We start from the raw sequence: 15,521 nt of genomic DNA, 5'->3' as shown, positions 1-15,521 counted from the left end.
CCGCTGTGTGGTACAGTGTCGTACAATGATCACGAGTTGGCGCGAAACCTGGCTCAGGAACTTCTTTGAAAACGATGCCCATTCGAAGAAAATTCCTGCCAACCTGGAAGACAGGCTATTCCGGAAATTGCAGTTACTCGACGATGCAACCAGCGACGCGGACCTTCGCGTCCCACCCAGCAACCACTTCGAGAAATTGAAAGACAAATTGGAAGATTGGCACTCAATCAGGGTCAACGATCAATGGCGGCTGGTATTCCAATGGAACGGCGGCAAAGCTGCTCAAGTCTATTTAGACAACCATTCTTATCGATGAACCTCGTGCTATCAGTTTTGTATATATCGACCGATTGAGAGTGCAGACGAAAAGGAGCGAGCCGGGAAACCGGTAACGGAGAGCCTCTATGTTGGACACAAAAAGAAAGCCAGTCACAGTGGGTGAGATGTTGATGGAAGAGTTCATGGAGCCGCTAAACATAACTCAGATCGAGTTAGCAGAAAAAACGGGGCTGCCACGGAAGCATATCAACGAGCTGTGCCGTAACCGGCGTGCGATCACCGCAGATACTGCATTAATCCTGGGACGTGTGTTCGGCAACTCCGCCGACTTCTGGCTGAACACACAGCGCCGGACAGACCTGTGGGAAGCCATGAACACCCCCAAACGTTTATCGCGTATTCAGCGGGCCAAGCCAATAAGAAAATCGTACAAACTCAACCACGCACTTACGGCATAGTCTCCTTTGGCCCAAACGCCCATAAAGTGCCTGCTGATTTCAAGCATCCAACTTTCTTCCCGACCCGATCGGACTATCCCACCCGTCCTCCAGCCCTGTTAGCATTTTCAAAGTCAAACCTGCATCCAAGAAACTGATGACACCAATCATGAACCAGAAAATCCGTAAAGCAGTCTTCCCAGCCGCAGGAATGGGCACCCGCTTCCTCCCCGCCACCAAGGCCATGCCCAAAGAGATGCTCTGCCTCGTCGACAAGCCCCTCATCCAGTACGGCGTCGAAGAGGCCGTAGCCGCCGGCTGCACCGAGATCATCATCGTCACCGGCCGCGGCAAATCCACCATGGAAGATCACTTCGACTCGAGCCCCGAACTCGAAGCCTCCCTCGCCGCGAAACACAAAACCGCACTCCTCGAAGTAGCGCGCTCGGTCTCGAAGCTCGCCAAGATCACCTACACCCGCCAGCCCCAACCCCTCGGCCTCGGCCACGCCGTCCTCATGGCCAAAGAGCTCGTCGGCAACGAACCCTTCGCCGTACTCCTCCCCGACGACATCGTCGACGCCACCATCCCCTGCATGAAGCAGATGGTCGAAGCCTTCAACGAAACCCAATCCAGCATCCTCGGCTCCGAGATCGTCGAAGGCGCAGCCATCCAGAACTACGGCTGCCTCGACTGCACCCCCGACCCCAAAAACCCGCGCCTGCTCACCGTCAAAAACCTTGTCGAAAAACCCAAACCCAAAGACGCGCCCTCGCAGAACGCCATCATCGGTCGCTACATCCTCACCCCGCGCATCTTCGACATGCTCGAGCACATCACCCCCGGCGCAGGCGGCGAACTCCAGCTCACCGACGGCATCAAGGCTCTCCTCCAGCACGAAAAAGTCTACGGCTTCAGCTACGAAGGCAAGCGCCACGACGCAGGCGACAAGCAAGGCTTCCTCCGCGCCACCGTAGAGCTCGCCCTCAAGCACAAGGACCTCGGCCCCGCCTTCCGCACCTGGCTAAAGTCCTACCCGCTGTAGCTTCCTCCTCTGCTCGCATTGCTGTCTAACCCGGCTGTCCTTGGCATTCCACAACCAAGCGGAGGAATCCGTTATTGCGACTGTTAATGCGGCAATGTCGATTCGTTTTTACTCGCCGCCCCAACGTGCACTTCCATTCCTGCATCTCACCCGGAAGACCGCTATCGCAGAATCGACTGGAGAAGAAATGCCCGCCCAAAAAACAATCGCACCAACCACCGCCGTCACCCGCGAAAAACTAATCGACCTCCTCAACGAAGATCTCTCCCGCGAATATCAAGCCATCATCTCCTACGTCAACTACTCGCAGGTCCTCAAGGGCGCGCAGTACATGAACATCGCCGACGAGCTCGCCGTCCACGCCACCGAAGAGCTCGCCCACGCCATCGCCCTCTCCAACCATATCGACTATCTCGGTGGCATGCCCTCTGTCACCCCAAAGCCTGTCAAGACCTCAGAAAAAAATGAGGACATGCTCCGCTTCGATCTCGAAAACGAGAAGGTGACTATCGCCAACTATCGCCGCCGCATCCGCCAGTGCGATGAGCTCAACGAGTTCGCCATCGGCGAGTCCATCCGCGAGATCCTCATGCAGGAGCAGGACCACCTCATCGCCCTGGCCACAGCCCTCGGTGTAGACCCACCCAACCCAGGCATCGCCGACTAGACCGTTCCACACAAAGGGAGGACCACCGAGGCTCATCCCACCCAGAAAAGGTATACGCGTCACGAAGTGACCGCTGCCCGCGCAGGGCGCCCGTCCGGCAGGACAGCTACTTCCCGATCTTCAAATCAATAAAAAACTGATTCTTGTTATCGAACGAGCTGATCGTCTTCACGGCGCTCTTCTTCCCGTTACTCTCCGCCCAGATCTCATAGTCCGTATTCTGTGCCAGCTGCCCAAAACGGTAGGCGCCCTCGTCATCGGAAAAAAAGCTCTTCACCGTCAGGCTATGGTCATCCTTCAGGTACACCACCGCACCCTTCACAATCGCCCCGCCGCTATCGGTCACCTTGCCCTGCACAACCCGCTGCACAGGCCCCCGCTGCTCCGCAACCGCAGAGACCGACGGCGCAGCACCCGCGACAGCCACCATCGCACAAGAGGCGAGAATCACCTTACCAGCAAACGAACGGAGCAAGAGATCAGTACGCTTCATAACTTTCAGTATACGGCTATCCCCATCCGGATCAGCTGTTACTCCTCTTCCTCATCGTCGGTATGCGTCACATCTTCATCGTCATAACCCGCCTCGTCGATAGCCGCCAACTCCAGTGGGTCCACCGAAACCACCTCGAGGTCGACGCCGCACTCATCGCACTGCACCGTCTCTCCCTCTTCCACTTCATCGACGTCAACCACAATCGGGTTATCGCATTCCGGACAAACAACAGCCATGATCGTGCCTCCAGGGTCTTTGGGCCCACTCGCCCGTCTATAGGATTACAGGAACATCCCCGCGGACGTCCTGGCTATTTATCCTTGCTATTTATTTAGCGGCCCTCCCGCTCCCACGTCAAGCATACGATTTACCCAGCACAACAGTTTTTTTGCACAAGGAGAAGATTTCGTGATCGCTCGATCCGCCTCATCAGCACGCCCGGCCCTCTCCCGCCTCCTCGCCACCTCCGCCCTCACCTGCACTCTGCTCGCCTCCATTCTCCTTCCCGCGCAACAACCCCTCCCCACCGGCAAGCCCATCACTCCCGCGCCAGCCGACCCCGCCATCGCCGCCGCCCTCGCCCAGGTCTCCCCCGACCACATCAAAGCCACCATCACCAAGCTCGTCTCCTTCAACAACCGCAGCACCCTCTCCAGCCTGGACACCGACCTCGCACCCAACACCGGCGTCACCGCCGCCGCCGACTGGATCGAGTCCGAGTTCAAAGCCATCTCCGCCGCCTGCAGCAACTGCCTCGAAGTCAGACGCGACACCTTCACCGAACCCGCCGGCACCGCGCCCAACGCCCGCATCACCAAGCCCACCAAAATCAGCAACGTCTACGCGATCCTCCGCGGCACCGACCTCGCCCAGGCCGCCCGCATGGTCCTCGTCACCGGCCACTACGACTCCCGCAACTCCAAAAACGAAAACACCCACGACCCAGCCCCCGGGGCCAACGACGACGCCAGCGGAGTAGCCGTCTCCCTCGAGTCCGCCCGAGTCCTCTCCAAACTCAAGTTCCCCAGCACCATCGTCTTCGTAGCCGTAGCCGGCGAAGAGCAGGGCCTCAACGGCAGCGCCCACCTCGCCAAACTCGCCCGCGAAGAGAACTGGCAGCTCGAAGCCGTCCTCAACAACGACATCGTCGGCGGCGACACCACCCCCAACAGCACCACGCCCCCCAACATCCAGGACAAGACCGCCGTCCGCGTCTTCTCCGAAGGCGTCCCCGCCAACGCCACCCCCGAGCAGCTCCGCGCCATCGAAACCCTCGGCGCCGAAGGCGACTCCCCCTCCCGCGAGCTGGCCCGGGCCATCGTCGACGTCGCCTCCACCTACTTCCACCCCACATCCCAGCACGCGCCCAATCCCCCAGGCAGCCGCGTGCACAACAACCTCATGCGCATGATCCCCGCCTTCCACCCCATCCTCATCTTCCGTCGCGACCGCTTCCTCCGCGGCGGCGACCACACCAGCTTCAACCAGGAGGGCTTCGCCGCCGTCCGCTTCACCGAGTGGACAGAAAACTTCAACCACCAGCACCAGAACGTCCGCACCGAAGACGGCACCCAATACGGCGACCTCCTCCAGTACGTCGACTTCAACTACGTCGCCAACGTAGCCCGTCTCAACGCCGCCACCCTCGCCACCCTGGCCTCCGCCCCCGGCCAGCCGCAGAACGTCCGCATCCTCACCACGGCCCTCGACAACAACACCGAGCTCACGTGGCAGCCTCCCGCCAGCGCCCCCGCCAACACCAGCTACGAGGTCGTCTTTCGCGAGACCGACCAGCCCGTCTGGACCGACTCCGAGTCCGCCGGCTCTGCTCTAAGCCTCAAGCTGGCCATCTCCAAGGACAACGTAGTCTTCGCCGTCCGCTCGGTAGACCCAGCCGGCCACCGCAGCACCGCCGTCCTACCCACCCCACAGCGAAAATAAGTCGTCCTGCCGCTCGAGCCTCCTGCGCGGAGCGCGGTCACTTCGTGACGCGTATACCTTGTCGTGGCAAACGACCGGCACAGGTCCTCCCGTTGGTCGGCACGATCATCGCTCGCGACCAACTGGAGCGCCAACCGAAGGGGTATACCCATCACGAAGTGACCGCCCCACGCGTAGTGGGCCCGTCCGGCAGGACAAAGCGCGAGAAAACAGCTTCTATCGCTCCATCCGTCATTCCTGGACTAGTATTGCTCCAGGCAAACGGAGGTCACACCCAATGCTGAACAAAACCTTCAACGCAACCCTGCAAAAAAGCCCCGCCAAGGGTGGTTGGACCTACGTAGTATGGCCCGATTCCGTCAAATTCTTCGGCACACGCCGCCTCGTCAAGGTCACCGGAAAGATCGACGGCCACCCCTTCCGCAGCTCCTTCATGGCCCTCGGCGACGGCACCCACAAACTCCCCGTAAAAGCAGACATCCGCAAGGCAATCGGCAAACAGACAGGCGACCAGGTCAAGGTGCACCTCGAAGATCGCATCTAGAAACTCCGTCGTCGAAAACATAATTCTGCGGGAGCGGAAACCTTAAGGAGCAAATGCCGTCATTTACCGGATTGAGATTTACCTATCTGTACCACGACAGTGACATCATCGAATTGCGCATCGTCGCCGACAACGGGAAGTTTGGCGGTACCACCAACGTCTATGTTGGGGTCGGTCAATTGCACAAAGCTGTTGCTGCTTTAAGTGATTTCCCAAAATCTCGAGACGACGCAAGAGAATTTGTCTTCGGAGCATTTGGACCCACATGGGCTGGCGGCGCGGTTCGTTTGCAACTTTATCGCAAAGACTTGGCCGGCCATGTTGTCCTTCAAGCGACCATTGAGGCGGATTTCAATCGAAAAGGTGCGAATCAATCCGCCGTGGTAATTGCGGACTTCGAGCTGGCAGCTTTGGATCGCTTCCTGATCGAACTTCAATTAGTCGAAGAAAACCTTTCCGGTAATGCCGAATTGAAGTTTTCTTAAGGCTTAGTCATATTCAGTGCCTAAACTTACCACCCACCAAAAGCCTATGATCAAATAACAAAAGCATGCCCCGTTCCGGCCCCATCTCGCTAGCTCTCCCCGCCTTCGAAGGCACCACCCGCAAGCTCATCCTTCTGAACGTCGGAAGCTTCTTCGGCCTGCTCCTCCTCCGCTGGCTCGCCCCGCAACTTCAGGCCGTCCTCCTCGCCCACCTCATCCTCGAGCCCCTCGCCGTCCTCCACGGCGAAATCTGGCAGCTCCTCACCTACTCCTTCGTCGAACAGGGTATCCTCGGCATCCTCTTCGGCATGCTCACCCTCTGGTTCACCGGCTCCCTCCTCGAACCCTCCTTTGGCGGCCGCTGGCTGGCCGAGCTATACCTCACCTCCGTCATCGGCGGCGCCATCCTCGCCTCCGCCATCTCGTTCACTCACGTCCTCGGCCTGCGTCCCGACATCGTCGCCGCCGGAGCCTGGTCCGGCATCTTCGGCCTCATGGTCGCCATCGCCATGATCTTCGGCGACCAGGAGTTCCTCCTCTGGTTTGTCCTCCGCATCAAGGCCAAGTACATGGTCGCGATCTACATCCTCATCGCCATCGCCATCCTGCTCAAGCAGGCCGACAGCTTCAACGCGCTCATCCAGCTCTCGGGCGCTCTCTGCGGCGCGCTCTTTGTCAAGTTCGCCCCCCGCCGCGGCCTGGCCTTCGCCGCCTCCGAGCAGTACTTCGGCGTCCGCAACCGCTACTACCGATGGAAGCGCCGTCGCGCCGCCCGCAAGTTCGAGGTCTACATGCGCAAGCAGAACCGCGAGGTCCACTTCGACAAGGACGGCCGCTACGTAGACCCAGACGAGCTCCGCAAGAACCCCAACGACAAGCGCTGGATGAACTAAAGAAAAATCCACGAAGCTTATCGTTTGCCTCTGTTCGTCATCCCGCAAAATCGCGCACCGTGCGTGTCATCCGCAATTTTGTTGTCATCCCGCAGCGCAGCGGAGGGATCTGCTGTCCGCTCGAACAACCCCAGTCTCTCAGCGCGAAGCCACCGTCAAGCTGCCGAACATCTGCTGATAGTTAGCGCTCCAAACCCCCTCCGCATCCTCGCTCTGCAGATAAATCCGCTTCTCCCCCGAAAACTCCGGCGCAAACTCCACCACAAGACTCACCGTCAGACTCTTCCCCGCAACCTGCGACGAAGCACCCGCCGCCATCACCGTGCACTGCGAGTTCTTCACCACCGACGAGCTCCCCACCTTCGCCGGATGCGTCCCCCACACCCCACCCATATTCGGAACCAGGTTGATATCCTGCGCCTGCACGTCATACCGCATCAGGCACTGCTTCGCCGACCACTGCCGTTGATCCCCCGGACGCAGCCCACCCGACATCACCGACACCGTTACCTCGCGAATATGCGCCCCACCCTTAGGGTCTTGAAAGACTGCCGTAAGCCTCTGTGCCGATCCCCCATTTGGCGAGATAGCCACCGACACCGGAGTCGAGGAATCCATCCTCATCGGCGCCACCCGCCTGCACCCTGTTAACACCACGGCGCCCAGCGCAACCACGACTACCAGGAAACCCTTAGGCCGCATCGTCAGCCTCCTGCCCGAACGACCACCGTCTCATAAGCGGCAGCTCCGTTTCAAGATCCTTATACTGGAGCGCACTTCGCTCCGACTACACCTGGCGAACGAACTCCAAACATCTTTACTTCGCCAAAACTACATACCCACCGTCATTCCGGCCGAACCATGAGCGGAATCGAAGGGGGAGTGGAGGAAACCGTTTTTACCTTCACCCATGCGAAATATCCCCGAAAAATCACATGTCAACCCCCAAAGTCCTCTAACCATCACAAAACAAACAAAATCGAGCTGGCGCATGAGTTTCCCTCAACCTGATAACCTTGTAGGTAGATTCAAAATCAGCCCCGAGCCAACCGGCCGGGGCTTCTGTTTTTAACCTAAACCCTTTAGAAAGAATAATCTGCAGGCAACCCTTTTGTTTGTAAGTATTTAGCGGACTAAACCTCCGCCATCTCTCTCAAATAAAAGGGCTTACACAAAGGTAATAAGGGGGGGTACCCCCAGGAGGATGTCCATGAAATACACACTCTGCCGCCACATCAAGACCAACGGCACGCGCTGCCAGGCCCCGTCCCTCACCGACGGAATCTGGTGCTACTTCCATTCACGTCTCCACCAGAGCCACAAGCGCTTCCGCCACAACGACGCCACCCGCGGTTACCTCATCCCCGGCCAGCACATCGAGCTCAACACCCTTGAGGACCGCGAATCCGTTCAGGTCGCCCTCTCCGTCGTCATCAACGCCCTCGCCACCGGCAATCTGGACACCCGCCGCGCCACCGCCCTCCTCTACGGCCTGCAGCTGGCCTCCAACAACGCCGCCAGCCTCAACACCAAACCCTACGCCCCCAAAGTCGTCCGCGACGTAGAGTCCGGCCCCGACGGCCTCGACCTCGCCCAACCCGGAGCCACAGTAGAGATTCCCGAAGACTACGACCCCAAAGCCGACCTGGCCCTCGACGAAGACGAAGACGAAGACGAAGACGATGATGACTTTGTCGACAAGCTTTCAGGCTTCTATCTACGCGCCTCGAGCGCAACCGAACCAGCACCCAGCCAGCACGAACCCTCAAGCAGCCAGCGCGAGAGTATGGGTGTGGAGCTCAGCGAGCCAGCGGGCGAGGTCGAGCTTGCGGGTAGTCAGGTCGCGGGTAGCGATCAGGCTCAGGATGGCGTCCTGCAGGTCGGTGTGGAGCTCCGTGAAGGAGTAGCCGGTACGGGTGCGGGTGATTGTCTCAAGCTCGTCCAGGCCCAGGCGGTAGTCGAAGGCGATCGGCGGAGCCGGAGCATCGAGCTCGGCCTCGCCGGCGCTCAAAGCGAGGCTGGCGTCCAAACGGCAAGCCGCGTAACGCGACCCCGGATGCGACAGAAGCAGCGTGATCGCCTGCAGCGTAGCAAACTGGCTCGGGTTCAGGTTCTGCGGGATATAAAGGGTGCCGCTGTCGATGAGCCGTTTCAGCCAGATAACCGGCGAAGGGTCAGTTGTTCCGCGCAAAGCAGGTGCAGTCAGCTGTTCGGCGTTGATGGCCACGATACGACTCTCCTGTTGGTTCGGGCACTGCATATCAAGACGTCCCTCGCTATTGATTGGACGCCCGGAGAGCGAGGAAAAGACGAAAAATGAGCGCGTGGTTCTCCCCCAAAGGTGGGATACCGGAACGGTAAATGCTATGGGGGATGTGGATAAAAGGGCAGTAACTCCGGTTCGGGTAAGAATAGAGTTCGATGAAGGTTTTTCGGAGGGTTTGATGGCGTTGGAGTCGGGAGATATCGTGCGGATTCGCGTAGTGAAGTTGCAGCCCGAGGCTCAGCTGCCGAAGTACGCGCACACTGGAGAGTTTGGGGATCTGGCAGCGGATCTTTATGCAGTCGCAGGAGCGACCCTCGACGCCGGGATCACGATGCCGGTAGCGACAGGCGTGGCGATGGAGTTTCCCGCAACCCATGGAGCACTGGTCGAAGACCGCTCCGGACTTGCAGTGAAGGGAGTCACCACACTGGCTGGCGTCATCGATCCGGGATATCGCGGGGAGATCAAGGTCGTGATGACGAACCTGAGCACGAAAGCAGTCGAGATCAAGGCCGGGGACAGAGTCGCTCAGCTGCGGATCGTACGCAGGATCGAAGCAGCCTTCGAAGAGGTAAGCGAGCTGGTCGAAGCTCCACGCGGAGCAAACGGTTTCGGCAGCAGCGGAAGCTAGTGCATTGTCTCTAAAGCTAGTGCATTGTCTCTAAGAGGCTGCTGAAAAAGTCGGTTTTGCTTAAGGGCACGGCTTCAGCCGTGCCGCGAAAGCTTGGATTGCATTGCGCCTTTAGCCGCTGAGGTCTGCCTTTCGTTTCTGAGGGCACCTTTTCATCACCCTCCTGAAGTTCGCTGCATTCACAAGCGATCTTCTCCAGACACGCACTGGCTTCTACCCTGCGGGCGTATGCTTTCGGCTACTGGTGATCTTTCGAGGAGAGGCATTATGAGTGGAGTTCCGCAGTGGCCTGAGCTGGCGTGGAGTGATTGGGCAGCCACCGCCGATACCCTGCATATGTGGACTCAGATCGTCGGCAAGACCCGTCTGGCGCTCACTCCGCTCCAGAACCACTGGTGGAATGTGCCCCTCTATGTCACTGCCCGGGGGCTGGGCACCTCGGCGATGGACTACGAAGACGACGTGCTCGACATCGAGTTCGACTTTCTGGTGCATGAGCTCCATCTCCGGATGGGATCCGGTGCAACCCAGACGATGAAGCTGAAGCCCCGCAGCGTCGCCGACTTCTATGCAGAGTATCTAGGCTGCCTGAAGGAGCTCGGAGTTTCGGTGACGATCAATCCCACGCCCTGCGAGATGGCGAAGCCCATCCGGTTCGATCAGGACACCGAGCACGCCTCCTACGATCCGGAGTATGTGCACCGCTTCTGGCAGGTCCTGACGCACGCCGAGAAGGTCTTTCGTGCCTGGGAGACGGGGTTTCTCGGCAAGGTGAGTCCGATCCACTTCTTCTGGGGAAGTTTCGACCTGGCCGTGACGCGGTTCTCCGGCAGGCGTGCGCCGCCGAGGCCAGGTGCAGACATGATTCAGCGCGAGGCCTACTCGCATGAGGTCATCTCGGCGGGGTTCTGGCCAGGAACCGGCGGCTATGGTGCAGCGGCGTTCTACTGCTATGCGGCTCCGGTGCCCGACGGCCTCGCCGACGCGAAGATCCGGCCTGACGGTGCAGGATGGGATAAAGCATTAGGAGAGTTTGTCTTCAAGTACGACGCCGTACGGTCGCTCGGGTCCCCGGAGAAGGCGGTGATGGAGTTTCTGGAGAGCTCCTACGGCGCAGCAGCCGATGTGGCGAGGTGGGATCGCGCGGCCCTCGAGCGGCGCTAAAGTGCGGAGGACGGCTGAGCATGCGACAATCTTAACTAGCGAGCCATGCCAAATCTGCAAGCCCAGCAAGACAAAGCCCCCTCCCCAGCTACCATTACTCCGGCGCTGCTCAAGCAGCACAGTATCACCCCGGAGGAGTACACGCGCCTCGAAGCAGCCCTTGGACGCACCCCCTCCCTCACCGAGTTGGGGATCTTTTCCGTGATGTGGTCCGAGCACTGCTCCTACAAGTCCTCGCGCGTACATCTCAAGCGGTTGCCCACCAGGGGCGAGCGCAAGACCGGGCCAGGGAGCGTGGTGCAGGGCCCCGGAGAAAATGCCGGAATCATCGATGTAGGCGATGGGTGGGCCTGCGCGTTCAAGATCGAATCGCACAATCATCCCAGCTACATCGAGCCGTATCAAGGTGCAGCTACGGGTGTCGGTGGAATCCTTCGCGACATCTTCACGATGAATGCGCGGCCACTGGCGGTGATGGATTCGCTGCGCTTCGGTCCACTCGATGAGGCTGAGCCGGATGAAGCCCTGCGCCGCAGAAATCACCAGATCGCCACCGGCGTGGTCCATGGCGTCGCGGGCTATGGAAACTGCTTCGGCGTACCGAACGTCGGCGGTGAGACGCGGTTCGAAGCCTGCTACTCCGGCAATCCGCTGCTGAATGCGTTTGCCCTCGGATTGGTACGCAGCGACGAGATCTTCTATGCGAAGGCCACCGGCGTCGGCAATCCGGTGATCTACGTTGGCGCAAAGACTGGCCGCGATGGAATCCACGGAGCCACGATGGCGAGCGAAGAGTTCACCGAAGGCTCGGAGCAGAAGCGGCCCAACGTGCAGATGGGCGATCCGTTCCTCGAGAAGCTGCTGCTCGAGGCCTGCCTTGAGGCAATGGCAACCGGCGCGGTCCTAGGGATTCAGGATATGGGCGCGGCTGGTCTGACCTGCTCGACCTGCGAGATGGGTGCACGCGGAGATCTTGGATTGACGGTGGAGCTGGATCTGGTGCCGCAACGCGAGACAGGAATGTCGAGCTACGAGATTATGTTGTCCGAGTCGCAGGAGCGAATGCTGCTGGTGGCCGACAAGCCGCGAGCGCAGGAGGTTCTCGATGTCTTCGCCAAGTGGGGTCTTGATGCTTCGATCGTCGGAGTAGTGACCGAGAAGCCGAACATGGTGATCACGCAACATGGCGAACTGATGGCTGATATTCCGAATCGCTCGCTGACTGATGATGCTCCGCTCTATCACCGGCCAGTAGGCGTCTGGAAGGCCCCGGTGCCGCTCGATCCTCCGGCCCATGTGCTCGAAGAGTTGAAGAAGCCTAGTGATTACGCAGCGGATCTGAAGAAGCTGCTGGCAAGCGCGAATATCTGCGATAAGCGTTGGGTCTTCGAGCAGTACGACTCAATGGTGCAGACCAACACGGTGCAGGGCCCCGGCGGTGAAGCCGGCGTGATCCGCATCAAGGGCACCGGCAAAAGTGCTGGAGCGGCGCACCATCAGGGATTGCTCGGTAAGTTAGCCGACCTGGTGGCCTCTTCGACCCCCAAAGGTGAAGCGACACTTGCCACCGACAATCAAGATGCAGCGAACCCGGTGGTTGCGCCCAATGCTTCCCACGAGTTTTCAGAGACGGTAAAGGGCGATCGTGGACTGGCGATGGCGCTGGCCGGCAACGGGCGCTGGACCTATCTCGATCCGAAGCTGGGTGCGACGCACGCGGTGGCCGAGGCTGCGCGGAAGGTCGCTTGCACCGGCGCAATGCCGGTGTCGGCTACCAACTGTTTGAACTTCGGGAACCCGGAGAAGCCGGAGATTATGGCGCAGCTCTCGCAGGCGATCGATGGGATTGCCGAGGCTTGCATCGCGCTGGGAACTCCGGTTACAGGTGGCAATGTCTCGCTCTACAACGAGACCAGGGGCGAGGGGATCTATCCGACTCCCGTGCTTGGCATCGTCGGAATTATTGACGACGTAACGAAGGCTGTACCCTCTGCTTTTCGCAAGGCAGGAGATGTGATTCTGTTCCTCTCGGCGTTTCAGGGCGAAGGACGGAATATCGAGCGGGAGTTTGGATCGACCGAATATGCGAAGACGGTGATGCACGAGCTTTGGGGCGCTCCACCTTTGCTGGACCTGACGGAAGAGGCTGCGTTGCACAGGGCGCTTGCGGCCCTTTCTGCGAAGGGTTTGCTGGCTTCGGCGACAGACATCTCGGATGGCGGCGCGGCGGTTGCGTTCGCGAAGGCTTGTTTTCCGCGCGAGCTAGGAGTTCGAGTGTCGATGAATGTCTCAGAGAGCGAGCCGTTCGCGCTGAAGGAGCGCTTCTTCAGCGAGATTGGATCTTCGGTGATCGTCTCTGCAGATCCGGAGCGGGTAGAAGCGATTCGGACCGAGTTGGCAGCGCATCCAAAGATGTGGATGGCTTCGCTGGGCGAGGTGACCGCAGGTAACTACGAGTGCGTGATCAATGGGAAGAAAGTTATTGATGAACCAATCGCTGCGCTGAAGGGATCGTGGACGGGCGCGCTGGAAGAACAGTTGGCCGCAGAGGTGGTGACGGCATGAGCGATCTTCTGGTTGAGGATGAGTTGGTGGTAGAACGGGAAGTCGCAACAGTGCTTCAGAAAGACAATCAAAAGAGACTAGCGACGCAAGAAGCAGAGATAGACGAAGAAGACGGTACGCCGTTCGACAAGCTGCGTGAAGAGTGTGGGGTGATGGCGATCTATAACCATCCCGATGCAGCCCGGATGACATACTGGGGGCTCTACTCCCTGCAACACCGCGGGCAGGAGTCGGCGGGCATTGCCACCGCGGATGGGCAGCAGGTTAACGACATCAAAGGCATGGGGCTGGTGTCGGAGATCTTTACCGATGACGTGCTGGCGAAGCTGCCAGGCCACATTGCGATTGGGCATACACGTTATTCGACGACGGGTGACTCGGCGCTGCTGAACGCGCAGCCTATCTCGGTGGAGAGCACGAAAGGTTTGATTGCGATTGCGCACAATGGCAACCTGATCAACCTGGGAACGGCGAAGGAGCGGCTGGAGCGCGATGGCGCGATCTTCCAGACCACGTCAGACTCCGAGATCATCATTCAGTTGATTGCGCACTCCACGAAGAACACTCTGATCGATTGTATGGCTGAGGCGCTGACGCAGGTGCAGGGCGCGTTTTCGATTGTGATGATGACGCGGAACCGCATCTTTGCGGCGCGCGATCCGCATGGTTTTCGGCCGCTGGCCATGGGGCGGATTGAAGGCAAGGACGGTGCACCGGATACGTTTGTCTTCGCGAGTGAGACGTGCGCGTTCGACCTGCTGCATGCGAAGTACGAACGTGATGTGAAGCCGGGCGAGCTGGTGATGGTGTCCGAAGATGGCGTGACGAGCCGCTACTTCAACACAACGACGGAGCAGGCGAGCTGCGTGTTCGAGCATGTTTACTTTGCGCGTCCTGACTCGAAGATCTACGGGCGGTGGGTGCAGCAGTCGCGCGAAGAGATGGGACGACAGCTGGCTCGGGAGTCGGGTGTGCCGGCGGATTTGATTGTGCCGGTGCCGGACTCGGGCGTGACAGCGGCGATTGGGTACGCAGCAGAGTCAGGGATACCGTTTAACTTTGGACTGATTCGAAATCACTATGTGGGACGCACGTTCATTCAGCCCGAACAGAGGGTGCGGGACTTCGGCGTGAGGATGAAGCTTAATCCGATGCGAAACCTGCTGGAAGGCAAACGCGTTGTGTTGATCGATGACTCGATCATTCGCGGCACGACGTCGAGGAAGATTGTGAGGATGGTACGGGCGGCCGGGGCAACGGAGGTGCATCTGCGAATCTCTTGCCCGCCGACGATCTCGCCTTGTTTTTACGGGGTGGATACGCCTTCCAAGAAGGATTTAATTGCGGCAAATAAGTCGATTGCTGAGATCTGCGCGTTTGTGGAAGCGGATTCGCTGGCGTACCTGAGCCTGGTAGGGCTGACGCACGCATGTACGAAGGGAGAACCGGTGGATGGGCTGTCACCGGGGAGCTTCTGTACGGCTTGTTATACGGGGGACTACCCAACGCAGTGGGTGGATGTGTCGGAGATTCTGCCAGCAGTGACTACGGCGTAAAGCTAGCGAGTCCGCTGGCCGAAGGGGCAGCCGAGAATGACTTCAATTGAAAATTGATAATAGAATTGCAATAGCGTTTATACACTGAACGACCTCGCTTCACGAAAGAGTCTTCTCCAATGAACTCCTCGTTGCGCGTTTCAATTTTTTCTGCAGATAATCTTGGCGTGTGGGCCTCTGCTCTCTGCGTGGTGCATTGTGCTGTAACTCCGGTTTTGATCTCGATGTCGGTGGTGATGGCTCGCTTCCTCCCAGGGGAGGAGAGGACGCATCGTACGCTGGCGTTGGGTGTCGCCGTTCTGGGTGCGATGGCGCTGGTAAAGGGGTTTCGCACGCATGGGCGCAGACGCATTCTCGGACTGATGGCACTTGGGCTGGGTTTCATCTTCGCCGGAGCGTTCTTTGGCGGGAGGCTACCTTCGCATGGGTCCGAGGTGGCGGTGACGATGACCGGGAGCGTGCTGATGATCTGCGCGCACCGGATGAATCACACGTTTTGCAGAGCGTGCAGGCGGTGTTCGCACTCGGACAAGGGAGTCTGTTGACGCCTCT

The 15,521-nt window shown here is 59.3% G+C and carries 17 protein-coding genes; 14 read left to right on the top strand and 3 right to left on the bottom strand.

Going from position 1 to position 15,521, the window contains the following annotated elements; genetic code table 11:
- Positions 1–25 precede the first annotated feature (25 nt).
- From HDF09_RS17025 to HDF09_RS17010, 4 genes are all read left to right on the top strand, one after another.
- A complete protein-coding gene (locus HDF09_RS17025) occupies positions 26–316 on the top strand; it encodes a type II toxin-antitoxin system RelE/ParE family toxin (protein WP_183768512.1) in 291 nt (96 codons plus the stop codon).
- Positions 317–404: 88 nt separating this feature from the next.
- Complete coding sequence (locus HDF09_RS17020; RefSeq protein WP_183768510.1) at positions 405–737, top strand: HigA family addiction module antitoxin; 333 nt, start codon at positions 405–407, stop codon at positions 735–737.
- Positions 738–885: 148 nt separating this feature from the next.
- A complete protein-coding gene (galU, locus tag HDF09_RS17015; RefSeq protein ID WP_260181498.1) occupies positions 886–1,761 on the top strand; it encodes a UTP--glucose-1-phosphate uridylyltransferase GalU in 876 nt (291 codons plus the stop codon).
- Positions 1,762–1,948: 187 nt separating this feature from the next.
- Positions 1,949–2,428 carry a ferritin-like domain-containing protein gene (locus HDF09_RS17010; RefSeq protein ID WP_183768505.1) on the top strand — a complete coding sequence of 160 codons (480 nt, stop codon included), beginning with the start codon at positions 1,949–1,951 and terminating at the stop codon, positions 2,426–2,428.
- Positions 2,429–2,534: 106 nt separating this feature from the next.
- Here HDF09_RS17010 and HDF09_RS17005 read toward each other — a convergent pair whose 3' ends face one another.
- Positions 2,535–2,921 (bottom strand): carboxypeptidase-like regulatory domain-containing protein, encoded by a 387-nt coding sequence (locus HDF09_RS17005; RefSeq protein WP_183768503.1) that lies wholly within the window; start codon positions 2,919–2,921, stop codon positions 2,535–2,537.
- A gap of 38 nt (positions 2,922–2,959) precedes the next feature.
- Positions 2,960–3,160 carry a hypothetical protein gene (locus HDF09_RS17000; protein WP_183768501.1) on the bottom strand — a complete coding sequence of 67 codons (201 nt, stop codon included), beginning with the start codon at positions 3,158–3,160 and terminating at the stop codon, positions 2,960–2,962.
- Positions 3,161–3,332: 172 nt separating this feature from the next.
- Between HDF09_RS17000 and HDF09_RS16995 the strand changes: the two genes are divergently transcribed.
- From HDF09_RS16995 to HDF09_RS16980, 4 genes are all read left to right on the top strand, one after another.
- Positions 3,333–4,865, top strand: a complete 1,533-nt coding sequence (locus HDF09_RS16995) for a M20/M25/M40 family metallo-hydrolase (protein ID WP_311719802.1) — start codon at positions 3,333–3,335, stop codon at positions 4,863–4,865.
- Positions 4,866–5,142: 277 nt separating this feature from the next.
- A complete protein-coding gene (locus HDF09_RS16990) occupies positions 5,143–5,409 on the top strand; it encodes a DUF1905 domain-containing protein (RefSeq protein WP_183768499.1) in 267 nt (88 codons plus the stop codon).
- Positions 5,410–5,462: 53 nt separating this feature from the next.
- A complete protein-coding gene (locus HDF09_RS16985; RefSeq protein WP_183768497.1) occupies positions 5,463–5,894 on the top strand; it encodes a hypothetical protein in 432 nt (143 codons plus the stop codon).
- Between the two features lie 65 nt (positions 5,895–5,959).
- Positions 5,960–6,787 (top strand): rhomboid family intramembrane serine protease, encoded by an 828-nt coding sequence (locus HDF09_RS16980; protein ID WP_183768495.1) that lies wholly within the window; start codon positions 5,960–5,962, stop codon positions 6,785–6,787.
- A 138-nt stretch (positions 6,788–6,925) separates the two neighbouring features.
- On the opposite strand, the gene HDF09_RS16975 is transcribed toward HDF09_RS16980, so the two are convergent.
- On the bottom strand, positions 6,926–7,489 hold the full coding sequence (locus tag HDF09_RS16975; RefSeq protein WP_183768488.1) for a hypothetical protein: 564 nt from the start codon (positions 7,487–7,489) through the stop codon (positions 6,926–6,928).
- Between the two features lie 508 nt (positions 7,490–7,997).
- Here HDF09_RS16975 and HDF09_RS16970 point away from each other — a divergent pair.
- From HDF09_RS16970 to HDF09_RS16945, 6 genes are all read left to right on the top strand, one after another.
- Positions 7,998–9,107 (top strand): hypothetical protein, encoded by a 1,110-nt coding sequence (locus HDF09_RS16970; RefSeq protein ID WP_183768486.1) that lies wholly within the window; start codon positions 7,998–8,000, stop codon positions 9,105–9,107.
- A gap of 124 nt (positions 9,108–9,231) precedes the next feature.
- The gene (dut, locus tag HDF09_RS16965; RefSeq protein WP_183768484.1) at positions 9,232–9,684 is read left to right on the top strand and encodes a dUTP diphosphatase; all 453 of its coding nucleotides are present in this window, start codon (positions 9,232–9,234) and stop codon (positions 9,682–9,684) included.
- 267 nt (positions 9,685–9,951) lie between these two features.
- On the top strand, positions 9,952–10,848 hold the full coding sequence (locus HDF09_RS16960) for a DUF5996 family protein (RefSeq protein ID WP_183768482.1): 897 nt from the start codon (positions 9,952–9,954) through the stop codon (positions 10,846–10,848).
- Positions 10,849–10,893: 45 nt separating this feature from the next.
- On the top strand, positions 10,894–13,413 hold the full coding sequence (purL, locus tag HDF09_RS16955; protein WP_183768480.1) for a phosphoribosylformylglycinamidine synthase subunit PurL: 2,520 nt from the start codon (positions 10,894–10,896) through the stop codon (positions 13,411–13,413).
- A complete protein-coding gene (gene purF / locus HDF09_RS16950) occupies positions 13,410–14,969 on the top strand; it encodes an amidophosphoribosyltransferase (RefSeq protein WP_406704922.1) in 1,560 nt (519 codons plus the stop codon). The genes purL and purF overlap by 4 nt, the downstream gene beginning before the upstream one ends.
- Before the next feature lie 119 nt (positions 14,970–15,088).
- A complete protein-coding gene (locus tag HDF09_RS16945; protein ID WP_183768478.1) occupies positions 15,089–15,514 on the top strand; it encodes a MerC domain-containing protein in 426 nt (141 codons plus the stop codon).
- Positions 15,515–15,521: the final 7 nt, after the last annotated feature.

The sequence above is a fragment of the Edaphobacter lichenicola genome (assembly GCF_014201315.1).
GTDB classification, from domain to species: domain Bacteria; phylum Acidobacteriota; class Terriglobia; order Terriglobales; family Acidobacteriaceae; genus Edaphobacter; species Edaphobacter lichenicola_B.
This window is presented reverse-complemented; position numbering and strand designations above follow the sequence as displayed.